General features: G+C 67.8%; 16 protein-coding genes and 1 pseudogene. 6 read left to right on the top strand and 11 right to left on the bottom strand.

Translation table 11 applies throughout. The features are described from left to right. Nucleotides 1–319: 319 nt before the first annotated feature. The 5 genes from FV220_RS05330 (at nt 320) to FV220_RS05305 (ending at nt 7,415) form a co-directional block, all read left to right on the top strand. Nucleotides 320–1,585, top strand: coding sequence for an alpha-hydroxy acid oxidase (locus FV220_RS05330; RefSeq protein ID WP_147830045.1), 1,266 nt, complete (start codon nt 320–322; stop codon nt 1,583–1,585). A gap of 459 nt (nt 1,586–2,044) precedes the next feature. Continuing rightward, the gene (locus FV220_RS05320; RefSeq protein WP_147830072.1) at nt 2,045–3,913 is read left to right on the top strand and encodes an extracellular solute-binding protein; all 1,869 of its coding nucleotides are present in this window, start codon (nt 2,045–2,047) and stop codon (nt 3,911–3,913) included. Continuing rightward, entirely contained in the window at nt 3,910–5,772 is a 1,863-nt protein-coding gene (locus tag FV220_RS05315; protein WP_147830043.1) for an extracellular solute-binding protein, read from the top strand. The genes FV220_RS05320 and FV220_RS05315 overlap by 4 nt, the downstream gene beginning before the upstream one ends. 9 nt (nt 5,773–5,781) lie before the next feature. After that, a complete protein-coding gene (locus tag FV220_RS05310) occupies nt 5,782–6,888 on the top strand; it encodes a microcin C ABC transporter permease YejB (protein WP_056145738.1) in 1,107 nt (368 codons plus the stop codon). Then, the gene (locus tag FV220_RS05305) at nt 6,885–7,415 is read left to right on the top strand and encodes an N-acetyltransferase (protein ID WP_147830041.1); all 531 of its coding nucleotides are present in this window, start codon (nt 6,885–6,887) and stop codon (nt 7,413–7,415) included. Before FV220_RS05310 ends, FV220_RS05305 begins: the two co-directional genes overlap by 4 nt. A gap of 149 nt (nt 7,416–7,564) precedes the next feature. On the opposite strand, the gene FV220_RS05300 is transcribed toward FV220_RS05305, so the two are convergent. The 11 genes from FV220_RS05300 to glyA form a co-directional block, all read right to left on the bottom strand. Beyond that, a complete protein-coding gene (locus tag FV220_RS05300; RefSeq protein ID WP_056145731.1) occupies nt 7,565–9,649 on the bottom strand; it encodes a hypothetical protein in 2,085 nt (694 codons plus the stop codon). Between the two features lie 436 nt (nt 9,650–10,085). After that, nucleotides 10,086–12,911 carry a DUF4159 domain-containing protein gene (locus tag FV220_RS05295; protein ID WP_147830039.1) on the bottom strand — a complete coding sequence of 942 codons (2,826 nt, stop codon included), beginning with the start codon at nt 12,909–12,911 and terminating at the stop codon, nt 10,086–10,088. Nucleotides 12,912–12,921: 10 nt separating this feature from the next. Continuing rightward, complete coding sequence (locus FV220_RS05290) at nt 12,922–13,836, bottom strand: DUF58 domain-containing protein (RefSeq protein ID WP_147830037.1); 915 nt, start codon at nt 13,834–13,836, stop codon at nt 12,922–12,924. A 4-nt stretch (nt 13,837–13,840) separates the two neighbouring features. Beyond that, on the bottom strand, nt 13,841–14,851 hold the full coding sequence (locus FV220_RS05285) for a MoxR family ATPase (protein ID WP_147830035.1): 1,011 nt from the start codon (nt 14,849–14,851) through the stop codon (nt 13,841–13,843). Nucleotides 14,852–15,028: 177 nt separating this feature from the next. Further along, the gene (thiL, locus tag FV220_RS05280) at nt 15,029–16,036 is read right to left on the bottom strand and encodes a thiamine-phosphate kinase (RefSeq protein WP_147830033.1); all 1,008 of its coding nucleotides are present in this window, start codon (nt 16,034–16,036) and stop codon (nt 15,029–15,031) included. Further along, entirely contained in the window at nt 16,033–16,512 is a 480-nt protein-coding gene (gene nusB / locus FV220_RS05275; protein WP_056145721.1) for a transcription antitermination factor NusB, read from the bottom strand. The genes thiL and nusB overlap by 4 nt, the downstream gene beginning before the upstream one ends. 7 nt (nt 16,513–16,519) lie before the next feature. Beyond that, on the bottom strand, nt 16,520–17,029 hold the full coding sequence (gene ribH / locus FV220_RS05270) for a 6,7-dimethyl-8-ribityllumazine synthase (RefSeq protein ID WP_026176085.1): 510 nt from the start codon (nt 17,027–17,029) through the stop codon (nt 16,520–16,522). A 209-nt stretch (nt 17,030–17,238) separates the two neighbouring features. After that, entirely contained in the window at nt 17,239–17,874 is a 636-nt protein-coding gene (locus FV220_RS05265) for a riboflavin synthase (protein WP_056145718.1), read from the bottom strand. Continuing rightward, complete coding sequence (gene ribD / locus FV220_RS05260) at nt 17,875–18,963, bottom strand: bifunctional diaminohydroxyphosphoribosylaminopyrimidine deaminase/5-amino-6-(5-phosphoribosylamino)uracil reductase RibD (RefSeq protein ID WP_187273332.1); 1,089 nt, start codon at nt 18,961–18,963, stop codon at nt 17,875–17,877. Nucleotides 18,964–19,001: 38 nt separating this feature from the next. After that, the gene (gene nrdR / locus FV220_RS05255) at nt 19,002–19,577 is read right to left on the bottom strand and encodes a transcriptional regulator NrdR (protein WP_147830071.1); all 576 of its coding nucleotides are present in this window, start codon (nt 19,575–19,577) and stop codon (nt 19,002–19,004) included. Between the two features lie 110 nt (nt 19,578–19,687). Beyond that, on the bottom strand, nt 19,688–20,992 hold the full coding sequence (glyA, locus tag FV220_RS05250; RefSeq protein ID WP_018044703.1) for a serine hydroxymethyltransferase: 1,305 nt from the start codon (nt 20,990–20,992) through the stop codon (nt 19,688–19,690). A gap of 285 nt (nt 20,993–21,277) precedes the next feature. On the opposite strand from glyA, the pseudogene FV220_RS05245 reads away from it, so the two are divergent. After that, nucleotides 21,278–21,380, top strand: a pseudogene (locus FV220_RS05245) (IS5/IS1182 family transposase); the annotation flags it as partial.

The following is a 21,380-nucleotide window of genomic DNA, read 5'->3' as shown; positions in this document are numbered from 1 at the left end:
TTTCATATTGCGATGCGGTAGTGCCGGGCGAATCACGTCGCCTGCTCAGCTCTGAGATCCGGCGGATCGCGCCATCGTGAAAGCGCGGCGCAGGACGCAAATCGACATATATCGCCGCCGATCTGCGATTTTGAGCCCGGATCCCGTTGGAATACCGCATCGGCCGACCTCATCGCGTTGGCGGCGGAAGGCATGCACGCTACGATTTAGAATTATAACAGTTATTGCATCGCACAATAGAATTGGTGCAGGAAGGTCCGGCAAATCGAAGCAAGCGAGAGCGAGACGTATGTCGAACGGTGTCGAGGGAAAGTCTGCCATGGGTGAACACGCATCGATCCACCGCCGGAAACTGTTGGCCTACTTCTCGTCCAGTCCCCTGTTCGCGCCGAGCGCCGCACGCGCCCTGGCGGGAATCGCCGCCCTCGGAACCCCGGAAGCGGTGGCCCAGAGCTACGACGTCCTGCGCGCCGCCCCCGTGATGAACGGCGACCTCATCGCCTCCCCGGCGCAGGCGCTCAACGTGTTCGATTTCGAGCCCGTGGCGAAGAAGGAATTGCCCCCGGCGCATTACGGCTACCTCGCCAGCGGCGTCGATGCCGACAAGACGCTGAAGGCCAACCGGGACGATTTCGACAAGATCCATATCCGCGTCCGCCGCCTGATCGACGTGCGCAAGATCGACACGACCGTGAAGATCTTCGGTGAGACCTGGGCGAGCCCGATCGCGCTCGCCCCCGTCAGCAGCGTGGGTGCGTTCCATCCCGAAGCCGAGGCGGCCGCCGCCCGCGCCTGCAAGGTGAAGGGTCACCAGATGATCCTGTCCACGGTGGGCAGCACCTCCATCGAGGACGTCATCAAGGAGCGCGGCGCCCCCGTCTGGTACATGCTCTACCCCACCGACGACTGGTCCGTGACCGAGAAGCTGGTGAAGCGGGCCGAGGCGGCCGGCGCCCCGGCCATCGTGCTCACCGTCGACCGCCAGGGCGGCCGCAACACCGAGACGCTGTTCCGCGAGCGCCGCGCCGACACCCGCACCTGTACCGATTGCCACACGCCGGGCTTCAAGAACGAAGTCAGCCGCAAGCCGATGTTCGACGAGATCGACGTGTCGAAGGTCACCAACCTCTACGGCACCGGCATGACCTGGGACTACGTGAAGCGCCTGCGCGGCATCGTGAAGGGCAAGCTCGTCCTCAAGGGCATCGTGACCCAGGAAGACGCCAAGATCGCCCTGACCCACGGCGTCGACGCGATCATCGTCTCCAACCACGGCGGCCGCGCCGAGGAGAGCCTGCAATCGACCATCGGCGCCCTGCCGGAAGTGGTCGCCGCCGTGAACGGCAAGGTCCCGGTCCTCATCGACGGCGGCTTCCGTCGCGGCACCGACGTGCTGAAGGCACTGGCGCTCGGCGCCACCGCCGTCTGCGTCGGCCGCCCCTATGTCTGGGGCCTCGCCGCCTTCGGCCAGCCCGGCGTCGAGATGGTGCTCACCCTGATGCAGCGCGAGTTCGAGACGATCATGCGCCAGGTCGGCGCCACCAAGCTCTCCGAAATCACGCCGAAGAGCGTCCAGATCGTCTGACATCCGGTTGATCGGATTTGTCCGGAGGATGTTCATGCGGAAGCAGATCATCCGCTGAAGTCCATCATCCAATCAGATCACCTCATCCTGAGGAGCCCTTCGCCTCGGCGAAGGGCCTCGAAGGAGCTCTCCAGTCTGCTCAGTGGGTGCTGGAGCCCTCCTTCGAGGCCGCTGCGCGGCACCTCGGGATGAGGTGGAGCCTCGGACTAACAATTCGAACCGGCTCTTCGTGTCTTTCCAAAAACTTCCGCTGCTGCGTCGTACACCGGGGGGTACCAACCGTGATCGGGAGTACCGCGAGGCCCTCCGCCGTTCCTCGCGACGCGATCCTCCCACGCGTTCAACCGACGCGCCGGGGACTTGTTCGCTTGGCGTGGCCCGTCCCGACGTCCTAGAAGGACATCGCGCCTGCGCCCTCGACGGCACGGGCAACGAAATTCGGGAGACAGCCGCCTCGTGATGCGAACAGCCCTGATCGGACGCCTTCTCGCCGCCTCCCTCGCGGTCGCCGCCTTCGTCGGTGGTGCCAGGGCCGCCCCCGACGGCGCCCCATGGGCCCATGCCTTCACGCTCATGGGCGAGCCGAAATACCCGGCCGATTTCAAACAGTTCGACTATGCCGACCCGAAGGCCCCGAAGGGCGGGCTCGTGCGCCTCGGCGCCCAGGGCGGCTTCGACAATTTCAATCTCGTCGTGGCGGGTCTGAAGGGCGATCTCGAAGGCGGGGTCGCGCAGATCTACGATACGCTGATGACGGAGTCGCTGGACGAGCCGTTCACCTCCTACGGGCTCCTCGCCGAAGGGGTCCGCATCGCCGACGACCTCTCCTCCGTCTCCTACCGCCTGCGCGAGAATGCCCGCTGGCACGACGGGAAGCCGATCACGCCCGAGGACGTGGTCTGGTCCTACGAGACGTTGAAGGCCAACAGCCCGTTCTACGCGGCCTATTACCAGACGGTGGCGAAGGGCGAGGTCACCGGCCCGCGCGAGGTCACCTTCACCTTCACCGAGAAGGGCAACCGCGAACTGCCGCAGGTGCTCGGCCAGCTCCGCGTGCTGCCCAAGCACTGGTGGACGGGCAAGGACGCGGAAGGGCGCCAGCGCGACGCCACCCAGACCACCCTCGAGATCCCCCTCGGCTCCGGCCCCTATCGCCTCGCCAAGTTCGAGGCCGGCCGCAGCGTCACCTACGAGCGCGTGCCCGATTACTGGGGCGCCGACCTGCCGGTGAATGTCGGCCGCAACAATTTCGGCACGATGCGCAACGAGTATTTTCGTGACGCCACCGTGCTGATCGAGGCGCTGAAGGGTGACCTGTTCGACTTCCGCGCCGAGAATATCGCCCGCAACTGGGCCACCGCCTATGACGACTTCCCCGCCGTGAAGGAGGGCCGCCTGATCAAGGAGGAATTCCCCGACCGCGGCAACGGCATCATGCAGGCGTTCGTCTTCAACACCCGCAAGGCCAAGTTCGCCGACGAGCGGGTGCGCCGCGCCTTCAACCTCGCCATGAACTTCGAGGAGATGAACCGGGCGCTGTTCTTCGGCCTCTACAAGCGCATCGATTCCTATTATTTCGGCTCGGAACTCGCCTCCTCCGGCCTGCCGCAGGGCGCGGAACTGGCGATCCTCGACGGCGTGAAGGACAAGGTCCCGCCGTCCGTCTTCACGACGCCCTACACCAATCCTGTGAACGGCACGCCCGATGCCGTGCGCGCCAACCTGCGCGAGGCGGTGCGCCTCCTCAAGGAGGCCGGATACGAGCTTCGCGACGGGCGCATGACCAACGTGAAGACCGGTGAGCCGCTCACGGTCGAGTTCCTGGAGTTCCAGAGCGTGTTCGAGCGGGTGGTCCTGCCGTTCTCGGCCCAGCTGAAGCTCATCGGAATCCAGACCTCGCTCCGCGTCATCGACCAGGCGCAGTACCAGAACCGGCTGCGCGCCTTCGACTTCGACGTGACCACGAGTTCCTGGGGCCAGTCCCTCTCCCCCGGCAACGAGCAGCGCGAATATTGGGGCTCGACTGCGGCCGACAAGCAGGGCTCGCGCAACCTGATCGGGATCAAGGACCCGGCCATCGACACGCTAATCGAGGCGGTGATCTTCGCCAAGGACCGGCCCGGCGTGCTCGCCGCCACCCATGCCCTCGACCGGGTGCTTCTCGCCCACAACTTCGTCGTGCCGCAATGGGCCTCGAACGTGTCGCGGACCCTGCGCTGGAACCGGTTCGGGCACCCGGCCACCCTCCCGCTCTACGGCTCGTCCGGCTTCCCGACCACGTGGTGGTACGACGAGGCGCTGGCCGCCAAGACCGGGGCGCCCCGGTGAGGGTCGCGCCGAGCCGCCGGGACTTCGTCGCCGGGGCCGGCGCCCTCGGCATCGCCACCGCCCTGACGAAGCGGGCGCGGGCCGCCCCCACTGGGGCGAGCCACGGCATGTCGAGTTTCGGGGAACTGAAATACCCGGCCGACTTCCCGCATTTCGCCTATGTGAACCCGGCCGCGCCACGCGGCGGCCGGTTCTCGGCGCAGCTCTCCTCCACCCTCGGCAACCAGGCCGGCGACACGTTCAACACCCTCAACGTCTACGTCCTGCGCGGCGACGGCGCCGCCGGCATGAACCTCACCTTCGATTCGCTGATGGTGCGGGCGCTGGACGAGCCCGATTCGCTCTACGGCCTCGTCGCCCGCAGCGTGGAGGCGAGCGAGGACGGCCTGACCTACCGTTTCGCCCTGCGCCCGCAGGCGCGGTTCCATGACGGCTCGCGCCTCACCGCCGCCGATGTCGCCTTCTCCCTGAATTTGCTGAAGGAGAAGGGGCACCCCGAAATCTCGCAGGTGATCCGCGACATGGCCGACGCCGTGGCGGAGGGCGACGAAACGGTGGTGGTGCGCTTCGAGAAGGGCCGCAGCCGCGATCTGCCGCTCTTCGTCGCGACGCTACCGATCTTCTCGAAGGCCTATTACGCCGGCCGCGACTTCGAAGCCTCCACCCTGGAGCCGCCGATGGGGTCCGGCCCCTACAAGGTCGGGCGCCTGGAAGCCGGCCGCTTCATCGAGCTGGAGCGGGTGGCCGATTACTGGGCCGCCGACCTGCCGGTGATGGTCGGGCAGAACAATTTCGAGCAGATCCGCTTCGAGTATTTCCGTGATCGCCAGGTGGCGTTCGAGGCCTTCAAGAGCGGTATCTTCACCTTCCGCGAGGAATTCACCGCCCGCGTCTGGGCGACGGGCTACGATTTCCCCGCCTTCCGCGAGGGCCGCGTGCGCAAGGAGGTCGTGCCCGATGCGCGTCCCTCGGGCACGCAGGGCTGGTGGATCAACACCCGCCGCGAGGCCTTCAAGGATCGCCGGGTCCGCGAGGCGATCGGCCTGTGTTTCGACTTCCCCTGGGCGAACAAGAACCTGATGTTCGGCGCCTATATCCGCACCGCCTCGTTCTTCGAGAATTCCGATCTCAAGGCCACCGGAAAGCCCTCGCCCGAGGAGCTCGCGCTGCTCGACCCCATGCGCGCCGGCCTGCCCGACGAGGTCTTCGGCGAGGCGTGGCAGCCGGCCCAGTCCGATGGCTCCGGCCAGGACCGGGCGCTCCTCAGCCGTGCCGTGGCGCTCCTGCGCGAGGCGGGCTGCACGCGGGAGGGCGGCGCCATCGCGCTGCCGGGGGGCAAGCCCCTGGAGATCGAGTTCCTCGACGCCGATCCGGCCCTCGAGCCGCATACCCAATCCTTCATCCGCAATCTCGGCCTGATCGGGATCAAGGCCACCATCCGGCGGGTGGACACCTCCCAGTATCAGTCCCGCCTGAAGGATTTCGACTTCGACATCACCTCGCGCCGCTATGGCAGCGGGCCGACGCCGGGGCCGGAACTGAGGCAGGTCTACGGCTCGGCCAGCGCCGCCACGCCGGGCTCGGACAACCTCGCCGGAATCTCCGACGCCACGGTGGACGCCTTGATCGGCCGGGTGCTCGATGCGTCCACGCGGGCCGATCTCACCGTCGCCGCCCGCGCCCTCGATCGGGTGCTGCGCTCGGGCCGCTACTGGATTCCGATGTGGTACAAGGCCGATCACCGCCTTGCCCTCTGGGACGTCTACGGCCACCCCTCCCCCGGCCCGGCCTACGATCTCGGCGCCCCGGCGATCTGGTGGCACGAGGCCGAGAAGGCCCGGCGAATCGGCAGGAATTGAGGACCAGACGTGCTCGCCTACATCCTGCGCCGCATCGCCCTCATGGTCCCGACGATCTTCGGGATCATGCTCATCACCTTCGTCATCGTGCAGTTCGCCCCCGGCGGGCCGGTGGAGCGCGTGCTGGCGCAGTTGCAGGGCCAGAACGAGGGCAGCCTGTCCCGCGTCACGGGAGGCGCCGGCGACCTCGGCGGCAGCGGGCGCTCGGCCGGCGGCGGCTCGGAGGCGAGTTCGCGCTATCGCGGCGCGCAGGGGCTCGACCCGGCCTTCATCAAAAAGCTCGAACAGCAATTCGGCTTCGACAAGCCGGCCCCCGAGCGCTTCGCAAAGATGCTGTGGGACTACGCCACCTTCGATTTCGGAAAGAGCTATTTTCGCGATGTGTCGGTGCTGCAGCTGATCCGCGAGCGCCTGCCGGTTTCGATCTCCCTCGGCCTGTGGATGACGCTGCTGTCCTACGCGATCTCGATTCCGCTGGGCATCCGGAAAGCGGTGAAGGACGGCTCGCGCTTCGACCTGTGGACCTCCAGCATCGTCATCGTCGGCTATGCCATCCCGAGCTTCCTGTTCGGCATCGCCCTCATCATCCTGTTCGCCGGCGGCTCGTTCCTGCAGGTCTTCCCGATCCGCGGCCTCACCAGCGAGGGCTGGGAGACCTTCACCCTCTGGGGCAAGATCGTCGATTACGCCTGGCACATGACGCTGCCGCTCACCGCCCTGGTGCTCGGCGCTTTCGCCACCTCGACCCTGCTCACCAAGAACTCGTTCCTCGACGAGATTCGCAAGCAATACGTGATGACGGCGCGGATGAAGGGCCTCACCGAGCGGCGGGTGCTCTATGGCCACGTCTTCCGCAACGCCATGCTGATCGTGGTGGCGGGCTTTCCCGGCGCCTTCATCTCGGCCTTTTTCGCCGGCTCCCTGCTTATCGAGACGATCTTCTCCCTCGACGGGCTCGGGCTCCTGTCCTTCACCGCCATCGTCGGGCGCGATTACCCCATCGTCTTCGCCACGCTCTACATCTTCTCGCTGATGGGGCTCGCGGTGAACCTGCTCTCCGACCTGATCTACACTTGGATCGATCCGCGCATCGACTTCTCCGCCCGGGCCACATGACCAGCCTGCCCCTCGTCATCCGGCCCGAGCGGCCGGGCGATGCCGATTCCATCGAGCGCCTCCATGCCCGCGCCTTCGGGCCGGGACGCTTCGCCCGCACCGCCTATCGCCTGCGCGAAGGCACCCTGCCCCTGGGCGATCTCTGCTTCACCGCGCTGGTCGGCACCTATCTCGTCGGCTCGGTCCGAGTCGCTCCGGCTGAGGCGGGCGGCCCCCTTTTGGTGCTGGGGCCGCTCACGGTGGATCCGAGCTTCGGACAACGCGGCATCGGCGGATCGCTGATGCGGGCGAGCCTCGACGCCGCGCGGGCCGGCGGCCACGGCGTCGTGGTTCTGGTGGGTGACGCGCCCTATTACCGCCGCTTCGGCTTCACGCCCGTGCCGCCGGGCCGCGTGCTGCCGCCGGGACCGGTGGATCCCGCGCGATTCCTCTGGCTCGAACTCCGTCCCGGCGCCTCGGAGACGGTTTCGGGGACCGTTAGACCCGTTCGTTCGCTCGCAATCTTGGGCGGCGAGACGCGAGGCTGACCCTCCTCCCCCTTGTGGGGAGGAGTTGGAGGTGGGGGTGGTTCCGCCAGCCTCAGCTGAATGAGGGTCGCTCAACCACCCCCACTCCTAACCTCTCCTCACAAGGGGGAGAGGGACGCGTCCTGCGGTGAGAAAAACCCGTTCGCCCGTCACGCCGCCCGCCCGCGCCTGCCTTCCACCAGCCACATCGCCAGCACCGCACCGGCCAGCGCCACCAGCGCCCATAGGCCCAGCGCCAGGGGGTAGACCTCGACGCCGCGGATGACGGCACTGTCGCTCGGGCGGAAGCCGATCCAGTCGGCGCCGGCCAGACGCCCACTGCGCACGGCCTGAAGGCGCGGCACGACGGTGCTCCCGCCCGCATCGGCGAGGCGGCGGATCGACCCGCCGGTCCCTTCGGCCAGGGCCTTCAGACGCTCGGTATCGCTGAACACGTCGGTGAGTTCGCGCGGGTTCGGCGGCCCGACGCTGACGAAGGCGATGAGCGAGCCGGAGCGCAGGGTGTGGAGCCCGAGCTCCGTCGCTTCGAACGTCGTGCTGAACAGGCCGGGCTCCCCGGCCGTGAGAGTCAGTGTCCGCTCCGGTCCGGTCGGCCCCTTCACGGTGACGGGGTCGGTGGTCTCGGCCATGGTCTGACGCTCGACGCGGACTTCGCGGCCATGCCCCGTCGTCTGCGCCCGCAGGGCCTCCTCTTCCAGGGCCGGCTCCTTCATCAGCCAATGGCCGAGGCGGCGCAGCAGGTCGAGATAGGGGCCGCCTTCCTGGTAGCCCCGCGCCCAGAGCCAGGCATGGTCGGAGAGGAGCAGGGCGACACGGCCCTTGTCCTCCCGCGAGAGAGCGAGGAGCGGCAGGGCGTTCGGCCCCTGCAGGATCGGCTGGACGCCGGGCTTGGTCTGGGCGGAGACGATGCGCAGCCAGTCGCCCCAGGCCGGGGGAGAGGCCTCCGATCCGGGCAGGGCGCGGGTGACGGGATGGCGGGTGCCGGTGCCCGTCAGCGCCGCCTTGTAGGGCTGCTCGACCACGCGGCCATTGGGTTCGCCCGGCAGGATCTGGGAGAGCCGGGTACGGGCGAGGCTGGCCGACGAGGCGAATTCCGGCCCCGCCGCGATGAGCAGCGCGCCGCCATCGCGGACATAGCGGACGATGTTGTCGAAATAGGCCGAAGGCAGCACGCTCTGGTTGGCGTAGCGGTCGAAGATGATGAGGTCGAAATCCTTGATCTTCTGGACGAACAGTTCGCGCGTCGGGAAGGCGATGAGCGACAGCTCGGAAATCGGCGTGCCGTCCTGCTTCTCCGGGGGGCGCAGGATGGTGAAGTGGACGAGATCGACGTTGGCGTCCGATTTCAGCAGGTTGCGCCAGGTCCGCTCACCCTGGTGGGGCTCGCCCGAGACGAGGAGCACGCGCAGCTTCTCGCGGATGCCCTCGATGGGCAGGACGGCGCGGTTGTTGATCGTGGTCAACTCGCCGGGCAGCGGCTCGACCTCGATCTCCACGACGTTGGGGCCGCCATGCTCGATCTTGGTGGTGAGCGAGAAGGGCTGGCCGGTGGGGAAGGTGCGGCGTCCGATCTCCTCGCCGTCGCGGCGCACGGTGACGGTGGCGCTGCCGGTGCCGCCCCGCTCCATCACCTCGGCGCGGATGGTGAGATCGCGCCCGACGATGCCGAATCGCGGCGCCTCGATCAGCTTGATCTGCCGGTCGCGCTCGTCGGGATGGCCGGTGACGAGGACATGGAGCGGCGCCTTGATGCCGAGCGCCGCGACGTTGGCCGGGATGTCGTGGACCACTCCGTCCGTGAGCATCACCACCCCGGCCAGCCGATCCGGCGGGACGTCGGCGAGGCCCTGGGACAGGGCCGTGAAAAGCTTGGTGCCGTCGTCGCCGTCCTTGGCGTCGGGCACGTCGATGAAACGCGGCTCGATGTTGGTGAGCGATCCGAAGCGCCTCTGCAATTCGGCCCGAACCGTATCGGTCATGGCCGGGCGGTCACCGAGACTTTGCGACCCGGACCGGTCGACGACGATGGCCGCGATGTCCTTCACCGGCTCGCGATCCTCGCGCACCAGGGACGGGTTGGCGATGGCCAGCAGCACGAGCCCGAGGGCCAGCGCCCGCAGGACCGCCGTGCGCCCCCGCGCCACGAAGGCGAGAACGACGAAGATCGCCACCAGAACGCCCAAGCCCGCGATGACCGGCCACGGGATGAGGGGGGTGAAACTGAGGCTCAGCATGGGCTAGCGGCCTCCGTCGTTGTGATGGACGGGCGCGGCGTTGCCACCGGCGCCCTCTGAGTCCTTTGCAGGAGACCGGATTCACGCATCTGCTCTTGCAGGCAGAACGCGTCCCTCTCCCCCTTGTGGGGAGAGGTTAGGAGTGGGGGTGGCGCCGCTGGCCTCTGCACTCCGAGGGTCACCCGACCACCCCCACCTCCAACTCCTCCCCACAAGGGGGAGGAGAGCCGCGCATCCCGAGACATTCGTGAATGCCGTAGCTCTGTGGGATCGGGTTGAGAGAGGGGGACGCGCTGTCCGGAGATTTCACACACCTCACCCTGTCCCTCTCCTTGCAGGAGAGGGAACCCGCGCTTCCTGCGACCTATGTGAGAACTTTCTCGCGCGAAGCGAGAAGGGAACGTCGTCCCGGTCCGATACGCAGTCCGAAAGACCATCACTGTCCCAACCGCTCCAGCAGGGCCGGGACGTGGACCTGATCCGCCTTGTAGTTGCCGGTCAGCGTGTAGATCACGAGGTTGATGCCGCCGCGGAACGACATCTCGCGCTGGCGCTGGTCACCGCCGACGATGGGGTAGAGCGCCTCGCCGCGCTTGCCCACCGCCCAGGCGGCGGCGAGGTCGTTGCCCGTGATGACGATGGGGGAGACGCCGTCCCCGGCCCGCGCGGGGCGGCGTTCGGCCCCGTCTCCGGCGGGCGGCAGGGTCTCGACCCAGGTCTGGCCGGTGGCGTAGCGGCCGGGGAAATTGTCCACGAGGTAGAAGGCCTTGGTGAGCACGTGGTCGGTAGGAACCGGCTCCAGTTCCGGGACTTCCAGGGTGGAGAGCATCTTGCGCAGGTAGGCCCCCTCCGGTGTCGGGGGGCCGCCCGGCCGCGCCGTGAGCGCGTCGCGGGTGTCGAACAGGACCGTCCCGCCGTTGCGCATGAAGGCGTCGATCCGGCGGATCGCGGCTTCGCTCGGCTGGGGGCGGCTGGCGACGATGGGCCAGTAGATGATCGGATAGAAGGCGAGTTCGTCCTTGCCCGGATCGATGCCGATCGGGTCGCCCGGCTCCAGGGCGGTCCGGCTGGCCAGCATTTGGGTCAGACCGTTGAGCCCGGCGCGGCTGGCCGTATCCGTCGCCTCGTCGCCGGTGACGACGTAGGCCAGACGGGTGGCGAGGGCGGAGTCGAAGGTGTTCGGCCGCGCGCCCTCCTGAGCATGCGCGCCGCGCGGCGCACCCATGATGCCGATGCCGACCACGATGAGCACCGCCGCCGCCCGTCCGGCGAAGCGTCCGAGCCGCCCCCCGCGCGAGCGGTTGAAGAGGCCGCCGAGCCAGAGGCCGGCGAGGGTGTCGAGGATCAGCAGCATCAGCGCCACGGTAAACAGCGTGGCGCGCAAGTCGAGGGTGTCTCCGCCGGTGAGCGAACCGGTGCGGGCGTCGGTGACGGCCGACAGGTCGAGGGGTTTCAGGCGGTCGTCGGGCCGGAGCGCGTTCACCGCGACTCCGCCATCGGCCGGGCCATAGAAGCCGGCCGGGTGTTCGAGGCTGGAGCGCTCGCCGTAATCGTCCGGCACCGCCGTGGCACCGGCAGGCGGGCTGCCCAGCGCCCCGAACCCGTCGAGAGTGAGGCGGGGCGCCAGGACGGCGGCGGCGGGCCGGGTCGACCCCTCCCCTCCATTCGGAGACGCACTGCCCGACAGGGCGACCACGCGGCGCAGCATGTCGATGAACAGGCCGGAGAGCGGCAGGTTCGACCAGGTCGTGTCTGCGGTGACGTGGAACAGCACGATCTGCCCCTTGCCCCGCTTCTCGGCGGTGACGATGGGCGTGCCGTCCTGCAGCGAGGCCCAGGTCCGCCCCGGCAGGTCGCCATCCGGCTCGGCTAGGATCTGGCGGCGCACGCCGATATCCGCCGGTGGCACCAGCCCGGCAAACGGACTCTCCGGGGCAAAGGTCGCGAGCGTCCTGGGGCTGTCCCAGGACAGGGTGCCGCCCAGGGTCCTGCCGCCCCGGCGCAGGCGCACGGGGACCAGGGTGTCGTTGCCGGCCGCCAAGCGCGGCCCGGCGAAGCGCAGCAGCAGGCCGCCCTCGTTCACGAAACTCGCCACCCGGCGCATGGTCGCCTCGTCGAGGGCGCCCACATCGGCAAGGACCAGCACCGAGACCTGATTGTCGAGGAGCTGCCCGACGGATTCGGCCACCCCCTTGGCCCCGCGTGCCTCCTGGACGTCGGCGAAGGGGGTGAGCGCGCGGGAGAGATAGTAGGTCGGGGCCAGGAGCGGCTGGGCCTGATCGTTGGTGCCGCCGAAGACCAGGCCGACGCGGCGGCGCTTGCCGCGCTCGTCCATCAGCGTCACCGCGCCGGCCGAGCGCTCGGCGGCGATCTCCAGCCGGCTGATGCCGTTGCGGAGCTCTACGGGGAGCTCGAACGTGACCTCGGTTTCGGTGGCCCCGTCGGCGAAGCGGAAATCGTGCTCGGCCAGGGGCAGGCCCTTCTGGTCGAGGGCGCGGACCAAGCCGGCATCGCGGCCATTGGCCGAAGCGCGCAGCACATGGGCGCTGAGCTTGCCGCCGCTCTCGGCCGCGGTGAGGGCCAGAGCCGGTGGCCGGTCGGCGCGCAGGATGGTGAGACGGGCGCCGGCTTTGTTCAACGCATCGGACAAACCCTTGCCGAACGCGTCGGATGCGACACCCGCAACGCCATCGGTGATCCAGACCACAGCGACGGCCGGATGGCGGTCGAGGAAGGCTCCGATGGCGGTCAAATGGACGTCGCGTTGCGGTAGATGGGAGCGCGGCGCGACGGCCCGGAGCCGGTCAAGGGCGGCGGCGGGCGTCTTCGCTTCCAACGCCGCCGGGGCGTCGGCTAGGGCGACCACGGCCACGGGGCGACCGTCCCGTGAGGCGGCCTCGACCTCGTCGGTGGCGGCGCGCATGCGCTCGCGCCAGTCATGCGCGGCGGAAAACCCGTTATCGATCATGACGATGAGCGGCGTCCGCCCGGAGGTCGCGCCGGTACCCGATGGGTTCCAGACCGGCCCCGACACGGCAAGGATCAGGCAAGCCGCGGCGATCATTCGGAGGATTAGCAGCCAGGGCGGGGTCCGCGCCGGCGTCTCGCGCTTGGCCAGCAGGTCGGCCATGATCCGCAGGGGGGGAAACTCGATCCGCTGCGGCCGGGGCGGCGTCACCCGGAGCAAATACCACAATGCCGGCAATGCGATAAGCGCCGCGAGCGCCAGCGGCGCGGCGAAGGTCAGGGGCAATCCGAACATGTGCTGCTCCTCACCCCGTCCCGCGCGCGGCGGCGACCAGCGTGAGGAGACGCAGGGCCGCCTCGCTCGCCGGCCGGTCGGTGCGATGGATCGTCAGAGTCCAGCCCTGGGCGCGGGCGATCTCGGCGAGACCGTCCCGATGCGCGGCGATTCGGGTGCGATAGGCCGCCCCCCACGACGCCGCGTCGCCGATATCGAGGCTCATCTTGGTCTCGGGGTCGTGCAGCACGGCTTGGCCGGCGAAGGGAAAGCTCTCCTCCACCGGGTCGACCACCATGACGAGATGGCCTCTCGTGCCGGAGCCCGCCAGGGAGCCCACCGCTTCTCTAAGCTGTTCCAGCGGCGAGAGAAAATCGCTGACGAGGATCGCCTCGTCGAAGCGGCCCGGCGTGGCGCGCGGCGGCATGTCCTGCTCAAGACCGGCTTTGTCGGCCACCAGAGCCTGCGCCATGGTCTCGACGATGCGGCGTGAGGCCGTGGCCCTGGTGAGACCCAGAAGCCCCGCCCGCTCGCCCCCCTCGACCAGGGCATCGGCGACTGCGAGGCCGAGCACGAGGGCGCGCTCGACCTTCGGCCCCTGCCCGAGGCTCGACGCGAATCCCATGGAGGCGGAACGGTCGATCCAGAACCAGATGTTGTGGGTCGCCTCCCATTCGCGCTCGCGCACGTACAACCTATCGTCGCGGGCGGAGCGGCGCCAATCCACCCGCGCCGCCGCTTCGCCCGCCACGAAGGGCCGGAACTGCCAGAAGCTCTCCCCCTGCCCCGCCCGCCGCCTGCCATGCAGACCATGCGCGAGCGTCGAGGAGACACGCCGCGATTCGAGGATCAGACGCGGCATCCGCTCGGCGAGAGTGAGCGCGCCTTCGGTCTCGTGTCGCCCAGGAGCGCGCTGGGCCGCGTCGAGAACCCGGGTGGCGATCATACCGTTAAAGCTTCGCGGCCAGCTGGGCGATGATCCCCGGCACGGTCTCACCGTCGGCGCGCGCCGCGAAGCTCAAGGCCATGCGGTGCTTGAGCACGGGCTCGGCCAGCGCCTTCACATCGGCCACCGAGGGGGCGACGCGGCCTTCGATCAAGGCCCGGGCCCGCACCGCCAGCGTCAGCGCCTGACTCGCGCGGGGGCCAGGCCCCCACAGGAGCTTGCCCTTCAGGGAAGGGTCCCCTCCTTCCGGCCGCGCGGAGCGGACGAGATCGAGGATCGCATCCACCACCGCATCGCCCACCGGCAGACGGCGCACGAGGCGCTGCGCCGTGAGAAGCGCCTCCGTGGACATCACCGCCTGTGGGGTGTGGTCGCCGACGCCCGTGGTCTCGATGAGGATCCGGCGCTCTGCGGCGCGGTCGGGATAGCCGACGTCGATTTCGAGGAGGAAACGGTCGAGCTGCGCTTCGGGGAGCGGGTAAGTGCCCTCCTGCTCGATGGGGTTCTGCGTCGCCAGCACGTGGAACGGGCGCGGCAGGTCGTGCCGCTCGCCCGCCACGGAGACGAAATTCTCCTGCATCGCCTGCAGCAGGGCGGATTGGGTGCGCGGACTGGCCCGGTTGATCTCGTCCGCCATCAGCAATTGCGTGAAGACCGGGCCGCGCACGAAGCGGAACGAGCGGCGGCGGTCCTGGTCCTCGTCGAGGATCTCGGTGCCGAGGATGTCGGAGGGCATCAGGTCGGGGGTGAACTGCACGCGGCGGGCGTCGAGCCCGAGCACGGTGCCGAGCGTCTCCACCAGCTTGGTCTTGGCGAGGCCCGGCAGGCCGACGAGGAGACCGTGGCCGCCGGCCAGGATGGTGATGAGGGCGAGGTCGACGACCTTCTCCTGGCCGAAGATGACCTTGTGAATGGCGTCCCGCGCCTGTCCCACCTGGCCGAGACACGCCTCCGCGGTGGCAACGATGCCGTCGTCGAGGGAGGTGGCCGGGGCCGGTATGGAGCCTGAAGTCATGCGTTCGATCCCGGTTTGCCACTTCGCCGGCGGACCGGATCAAAGCAGCGCGGACTTGTAGCCTGACGGCCACTTTGGGACGGAGTGTGGCGTTCTTTTCCGGACGCTGGCAAGGTCGACGCGACGACGCAGGCGTTTTGCCAGATATTGGCGCTCTTTCCGCCAGGCTCCGAGCGATCAGAAGTGGCTGAACGACCGCGTGGTGAAGGCGTGTTCGCTGCCGTCCGGCCGACGGAAAACGGGCGCCCGATCGCCGGCCACCACAGTTCCTATCCGTGCGAGCGGGATGCCGACGGCAAGGCTCTCGTCGATGAAGGCGTCGACTTGGTTCGGTGCCAAGGCGCAGAGGATCTCGTAATCGTCGCCACCGGTGACGATGGTGTGGATGAGCCCAGGGTCGAGAGCGAGCGCTTCCCGTGCGGAATCGGACAGCGGTACGTCCGAGAGGATGATCTCGGCGCTGCGGCCACCACCCGCCAGCATCTTCGTCAGATCGCCGGCGAGTCCGTCCGATACGTCCATCGCAGCACGCACATGGCGGCGTAGGCTCCGCGCGAGGGAAATACGCGGCCTGGGATGGCGGTAGCGGTCGATGAGAACGCCGCGCGCTGCCGATCCGAGGTGCTCGCCCCAGTTCGGCATGGAGCCGTCGAGGAGCCGCAAGCCAAGGGCCGCATCACCGATCGTGCCACTGACGCAGAGGATGTCGCCGATCTCGGCCGTCATCCGCCGAACTATACCGCCGTGCGATACCTCGCCGATGGCGGTGACCCCGATGAGGGCGGGACCGGCCGAGCGGACGGTATCGCCTCCGAGGAGTGGGCAGCCGAACGCAATCGCTGCCTCGCTGATGCCAGTGGCGAATCCGGCGAGCCAGGCTTCGGTCCAATTATCGGGCAAGGCGAGGGTCAGGAGGAACCCGCGCGGCGTCGCGCCCTTCGCCGCGATGTCGGACAGGTTCACCCCGAGCACCTTGCGTGCGATCGAGGCAGGGGGATCATCGGGCAGATAGTGGACGCCCTCGACGATCGCGTCGGCGGTCAGGACGAGATCGCAGCCGGGACTCGGTGCGAGGGTGGCGGCGTCGTCGCGCAACCCATCGGCACCATGCCCCGCCAACGGCGCGAAGTAGCGCGCGATCAGCCCATCTTCCGTGGGGCGGGAGGCGGGGGGATTTGTCTTCAAGCGCGCCCGGAACCGGGAAGCCCGGCGAATTCCGATCCACGAACCTCGCGGGCGACCTTGTCGAGGACGGCGTTGACCATGCCGGGCTCGTCGCCGGCATAGAAGCTGTGAGCCACATCGACATATTCCGAGATCGCGGCACGTGCCGGCACGTCCTTGCGGAACATGATTTCGTAGGCTCCAGCACGGAGGATGGCGCGCAAGACCGCCTCGATGCGCTTCAGAGGCCAGCCGCTGGACAGGGCTTTGTCCAGCTGAGGATCGATGGCGCGCTGCTCCTCGACGACGCCACGCAGGAGGTCGCGGAAGAAAGCGATCTCCGCGGGCGGCTGCTCGATGCCATCGATGTCACGGCCGATCCAATAGGCTTCGAACTCGGCGAGCGCTTCGATGACGCCCTTATCGGAAATTTCCATCTCGTAGAGCGCCTGCACAACGGTGAGGCGTGCGCCGCTGCGCTCGATCGTCTTGGCCATGGGCTTCTCAATCCTCTCCCACGGGTGCGGCGGCTGCAGCGCGTTTCAGCGCCAGCACGGCCAAGGCCGCATCCGCCGCGCCCGCACCCTTGTTCAGGTCGGAAACGCGAGCGCGAGCGAGTGCCTGCTCCATCGTTTCCACCGTAAGAATGCCGTTGCCGAGGGGCAGTCGCCCGATCACCGACAAATCCATGAGTGCTCGCGCGCTCTCGGTTGCCACGATGTCGTAATGGCCGGTTTCACCACGAATGACGCAGCCAAGGGCGACGGCGGCGTCGTAGGGCTGCCCCGCGCGAGCTGCCTCCTCCACCAGGATCGCTATGGCTGCGGGAATCTCGAGAGCACCTGGCACTGTCACGACGACACCCTCCGCTTCCGCCGCGTCGAGCGCACCCTGCGCGCCAGCGAGGAGTTCATCGGATATGTCGTCGTAGTAGCGCGCTTCCACCACGAGGACACGCGCGCCCTTTACGTTCGTGGGGGGAGCCGGGCGAGCGGCTGGTGAAGGCGAAACCATCGTGGGCCTTGTCTGTAGTGGCGGAGGGCGACATCGGCACCGACGTGACGAGTGGGCCTCGAGCGCGGGTCGTTGGCGTCACCACCCAGTACGACCGGGTTGGCCCGGTTCGAAATCTTCCGACCGACTGCGTCAGGAACGTAGGTCGGCGACTTGGCGGTCGCTCGGCGAGCGATAGACCGAAGGGTGCGGTATCACAAGATAGCGCATCATGAGGCACGCTTCTCGAACAGCCGGGCCGCGTAGCGGGCGATGAGGTCGACCTCGAGATTCAGCCGGTCGCCGATTCGGCGCTCACCCCAGGTCGTCACCTCCAGGGTGTGGGGGATGAGAAGGACCGAGAAATGGTCGCCATCGATGGAATTGACGGTCAGCGACGTGCCGTCGAGGCAGACCGACCCCTTCTCCGCGATGAAGCGCGACACGGACGACGGTCCGCGCAGAAGAAAACGGTCGCTCGGCGACCATTGCGGATCGCCGGTGCCACCGGTCACGCTCTCGCGGGCGACGATCTCTGCCACTCCGTCCACATGCCCGGTGACAAGATGGCCGCCGAGCTCATCGCCAATCTTCAGCGAACGTTCGAGGTTGAGCCGCGTGCCCTCAGCCCAGCCAACGACGGTGGTCCGCGCGAGAGTTTCGGCAGCTGCATCGACGGAAAAGATACAACCCTGGGTGTCTGACTCGATCGCCACCACGGTGAGGCAGGGGCCGGAACATGCGATCGACGCACCGAGAGCGATGGTCGCCGGATCGTACGAGGATCGGATGCGAATGCGGCGCAGACGCTCATCCCCCTCGACGCTGAGGACCGTTCCTACATCGCTGACGAGGCCGGTGAACATCTAGACGCTCCGTTCGTAGGTGACAGACTGGTCCGGTCCGAACGCGCGAGTTTCGGTGACGCCGAAGCTCGGCTCGTGCAGGCGGGCCTTCAACGCCTCGCCAACGGCCGGCAGGCCCCCTCCACCGATAGCGCGCGGGCCGGTGACGAGGGTGCAGACGTCGACCAGATCAGCAGCTGCCAGGGAATCGGCAAGGTGCGGACCGCCTTCGCAACAGATTCGAGTCAGCCCGTGCTCTGCCAGACGGGCGAGGGCGGCAGACAGGTCGATCCGGCCACTCGAGCACGCTGTCACCTGGATCGTCTCGACGCCGAAGGATGCAAGCATCCGCTTGGCATGAATCGGGGCCGACCGTGTCGTCATCACCAGAGTCGGGATGTCGCGCGCACTACGCACGAGGTGCGAGGCCGGCGACAGACGCAGCGTCGAATCGAGGACAATGCGCAGCGGCGATTGTTGCGACAGGCCAGGCAATCGCACCGTCAGTGACGGATCGTCAGCCCGTGCCGTCCCAATCCCGACCAGGATCGCGTCGGCATGCGCGCGCCACAGATGGACCGCGCCATCGGCGATGGGACCGGTGATGCGCAGGCGCTCATCCGGCGCACCGGACGCGAAGCCGTCCTGCGTGCGGGCGAGCTTGAGATGCAGGCTAGGGCGCCCTTTCGTGACGCGGGTGAAATGGCCGCGATGATCTCTCGCGGCCTCGTCCCGCAGCACATTCTGCGTCACGGCGATACCCGCCTGGGCGAGGCGCGTATGGCCCCTGCCCGCCACTCGGGAATCCGGATCTTCTATCGCCGTGACGACGCGGGTGATCCCCGACGCGATGATGGCGTCGACGCAAGGAGGGGTGGCTCCATGATGTGAGCAGGGTTCGAGCGTGACGTAAAGCGTTGCCCCGCGCGCGCCCTCGCCGGCCATGGCGAGAACGAGAGGCTCGGCATGGGGGCGCCCCCCTGGAGCCGTCACGCCCTGTGCGATCACGCGCTCTCTGCCCGTCTCTCCTGCGACCACAACCGCACCGACTGACGGATTGGGCCAGGTCCGCCCGAGATTTCGCCTGCCGATCGCCAGGGCGAGGCGCATGAAGCGACGATCTTGGTGAGTGTTCGCCTCAGGTACATTCATGACCGCACCCGCGTTCCGCGCTTCGACGGATGTTTGGCCGGCGGACTTGCGCTGGGCGGCAGAACCTCACCGAGAGGGGCTTCATCGCTCGCCTCTTCGTCTTGAAGCGGCGCAATGCCGGAGGTTTCCCCCAGGGTGCCGAGCAACGCCTTGAAGTCACTGGCCTCGCGGAAATTTTTGTAGACCGAGGCGAACCGGACATAGGCCACGTCGTCGAGACCCTTTAGCCCCTCCATCACCAGTTCGCCGATCGCCTCGCTGGCGATTTCGGCCTCGCCGCCGCTTTCCAACTGCCGGGTGATGCCGCTGACCAGTCGCTCGATCCGCTCCGGATCTACAGGGCGCTTCCGCAGGGCCACACCGATGGAGCGCTGCAGCTTGTCACGATCAAACGGGACGCGCTTGCCCGAGCGCTTGAGCACGGTGAGTTCGCGCAACTGCACGCGCTCGAAGGTCGTGAAGCGGCCTCCGCAATCCGGGCAGACCCGACGGCGTCGGATCGCAGCAGAATCGTCGCTGGGTCGCGAATCCTTCACCTGGGTGTCGGGCCCGCCGCAATAGGGACACCGCATCGGGCGGATACCTGCATGGTTGGTGAGAAAACGAGAACGGCCGCGGATATCGGAATCCGCGGCCGTCTCTATCATGTCGGTGACGGCGGGTGCACCCGCCGTCGAACGTCTCAGCCGTAGATTGGGAAACGGTGGGTCAGGGCGTGGACCTTGTCCTTGACCGCGGCCTCGATGGCCGGATCGCCGGCATCGCCCTTGGCCACCAGACCGTCGAGTACTTCCACGATGAAGCCGCCGATCTGCTTGAATTCGGCGACGCCGAAGCCGCGCGAGGTGCCGGCCGGGGTGCCGAGGCGGATGCCCGAGGTGATGGTGGGCTTCTGCGGATCGAACGGAACGCCGTTCTTGTTGCAGGTGATGTCGGCGCGGCTGAGGGCCGCCTCCGCCGCCTTGCCCGTCAGACCCTTCTTCTGAAGGTCGACCAGCATCAGGTGGTTGTCGGTTCCGCCCGAGGTGATGTCGTAGCCACCCGTGATCAGGGTGTCGGCGAGGGCCTTGGCGTTCTCGATGACTTGCTTGGCGTAGATCTTGAACTCGGGCTTGAGCGCCTCGCCGAAGGCAACGGCCTTGCCGGCGATGACGTGCATGAGCGGACCGCCCTGGAGGCCGGGGAAGATCGCCGAGTTGAACTTCTTGGCGAGCGCCTCGTCGTTCGTCAGGATCATACCACCGCGCGGGCCACGCAGAGTCTTGTGAGTGGTGGTGGTGGCCACATGCGCGTGCGGGAACGGCGACGGGTGGACACCGGCTGCCACGAGGCCTGCGAAATGGGCCATGTCAACGAAGAAGTATGCGCCGACGGCATCGGCGATCTCACGGAACTTGGCGAAGTCCCAATGGCGCGGATAGCCCGAGCCGCCGGCGATGATCACCTTGGGCTTGTGTTCGTGTGCGAGGGCCTCGACCTGCTCCATGTCGATGCGCTGGTCGTCGCGGCGCACGGTGTAGGAGACCGGCTTGAACCACTTGCCCGAGACGTTCGGGGGCGCGCCGTGGGTGAGGTGGCCGCCGGCGGCGAGATCGAGGCCGAGGAAGGTATCGCCCGGCTGCATGAGGGCCATGAACACGCCCTGGTTCGCCTGGCTGCCCGAATTCGGCTGCACATTGGCGAAGCCACAATCGAACAGGCGCTTGGCGCGCTCGATGGCGAGGTTCTCGGCGATGTCGACGAACTGACAGCCACCATAGTAGCGACGGCCGGGATAGCCTTCCGCGTACTTGTTGGTGAGGACCGACCCCTGGGCCTCCAGCACCGCCCTCGAGACGATATTCTCGGAGGCGATCAGCTCGATCTCATGCTGCTGCCGGCCGAGTTCCTGGCTGACGGCCTTGGCCACTTCCGGATCGGCGTCGGCCAGGGACGCATTGAAAAAGGAATTCGAGAAGTGCTTGTCGGCAGCGGTACCGGCGCTCATGGAAAGCCTCGATTGTTGAACGGGCGAAGGCGTCCGTTATCCGCTGGCGTTGAGCAGGCGGACGCTCGATGTGCAATTTACTACACGGGCCAGCGAAAGAGGCCAAGCACAGCTAATTTGTAGTCTCGGCCAAAAAAATTTCGGTGCATTCGGTATTCACGGTGGTGAATGCCAGGGGGCACAAGGCGTTGCAGGGTCTGCCACGTCGCGGCCTGCAGCTTTGGGTCGCAGATTAAGAGCGCCTAACAGAACGGCACCGAACGTTGCTTTCAGCGTTGGTTTGGCATGGCCAGACCGCTTCTCCCCGATGATCTCTGGGATGAGATCGCTCCGCTCCTCCCGCCGCCTCGGCCGCGTCCGAAGGGCGGGCGTCGTCCGATCGAGAACC

The organism is Methylobacterium sp. WL19, from assembly GCF_008040005.1.
GTDB lineage: Bacteria > Pseudomonadota > Alphaproteobacteria > Rhizobiales > Beijerinckiaceae > Methylobacterium > Methylobacterium bullatum.
The sequence above is the reverse complement of the archived record's forward strand: the minus strand, read 5'-3'. Positions and strand labels throughout refer to the sequence as shown.

What these genes read in the sequence shown, in the direction of transcription:
- FV220_RS05290 (WP_147830037.1), bottom strand. Translation starts at nt 13,836, where the DNA reads ATGATCGCCACCCGGGTTCTCGACGCGGCCCAGCGCGCTCCTGGGCGA.
- FV220_RS05300 (WP_056145731.1), bottom strand. Translation starts at nt 9,649, where the DNA reads ATGCTGAGCCTCAGTTTCACCCCCCTCATCCCGTGGCCGGTCATCGCG.
- nrdR (WP_147830071.1), bottom strand. Translation starts at nt 19,577, where the DNA reads ATGCGGTGTCCCTATTGCGGCGGGCCCGACACCCAGGTGAAGGATTCG.
- ribD (WP_187273332.1), bottom strand. Translation starts at nt 18,963, where the DNA reads ATGCGCCTCGCCCTGGCGATCGGCAGGCGAAATCTCGGGCGGACCTGG.
- ribH (WP_026176085.1), bottom strand. Translation starts at nt 17,029, where the DNA reads ATGGTTTCGCCTTCACCAGCCGCTCGCCCGGCTCCCCCCACGAACGTA.
- FV220_RS05285 (WP_147830035.1), bottom strand. Translation starts at nt 14,851, where the DNA reads ATGACTTCAGGCTCCATACCGGCCCCGGCCACCTCCCTCGACGACGGC.
- FV220_RS05305 (WP_147830041.1), top strand. Translation starts at nt 6,885, where the DNA reads ATGACCAGCCTGCCCCTCGTCATCCGGCCCGAGCGGCCGGGCGATGCC.
- FV220_RS05265 (WP_056145718.1), bottom strand. Translation starts at nt 17,874, where the DNA reads ATGTTCACCGGCCTCGTCAGCGATGTAGGAACGGTCCTCAGCGTCGAG.
- FV220_RS05295 (WP_147830039.1), bottom strand. Translation starts at nt 12,911, where the DNA reads ATGTTCGGATTGCCCCTGACCTTCGCCGCGCCGCTGGCGCTCGCGGCG.
- glyA (WP_018044703.1), bottom strand. Translation starts at nt 20,992, where the DNA reads ATGAGCGCCGGTACCGCTGCCGACAAGCACTTCTCGAATTCCTTTTTC.
- nusB (WP_056145721.1), bottom strand. Translation starts at nt 16,512, where the DNA reads ATGGCCAAGACGATCGAGCGCAGCGGCGCACGCCTCACCGTTGTGCAG.
- FV220_RS05330 (WP_147830045.1), top strand. Translation starts at nt 320, where the DNA reads ATGGGTGAACACGCATCGATCCACCGCCGGAAACTGTTGGCCTACTTC.
- FV220_RS05320 (WP_147830072.1), top strand. Translation starts at nt 2,045, where the DNA reads ATGCGAACAGCCCTGATCGGACGCCTTCTCGCCGCCTCCCTCGCGGTC.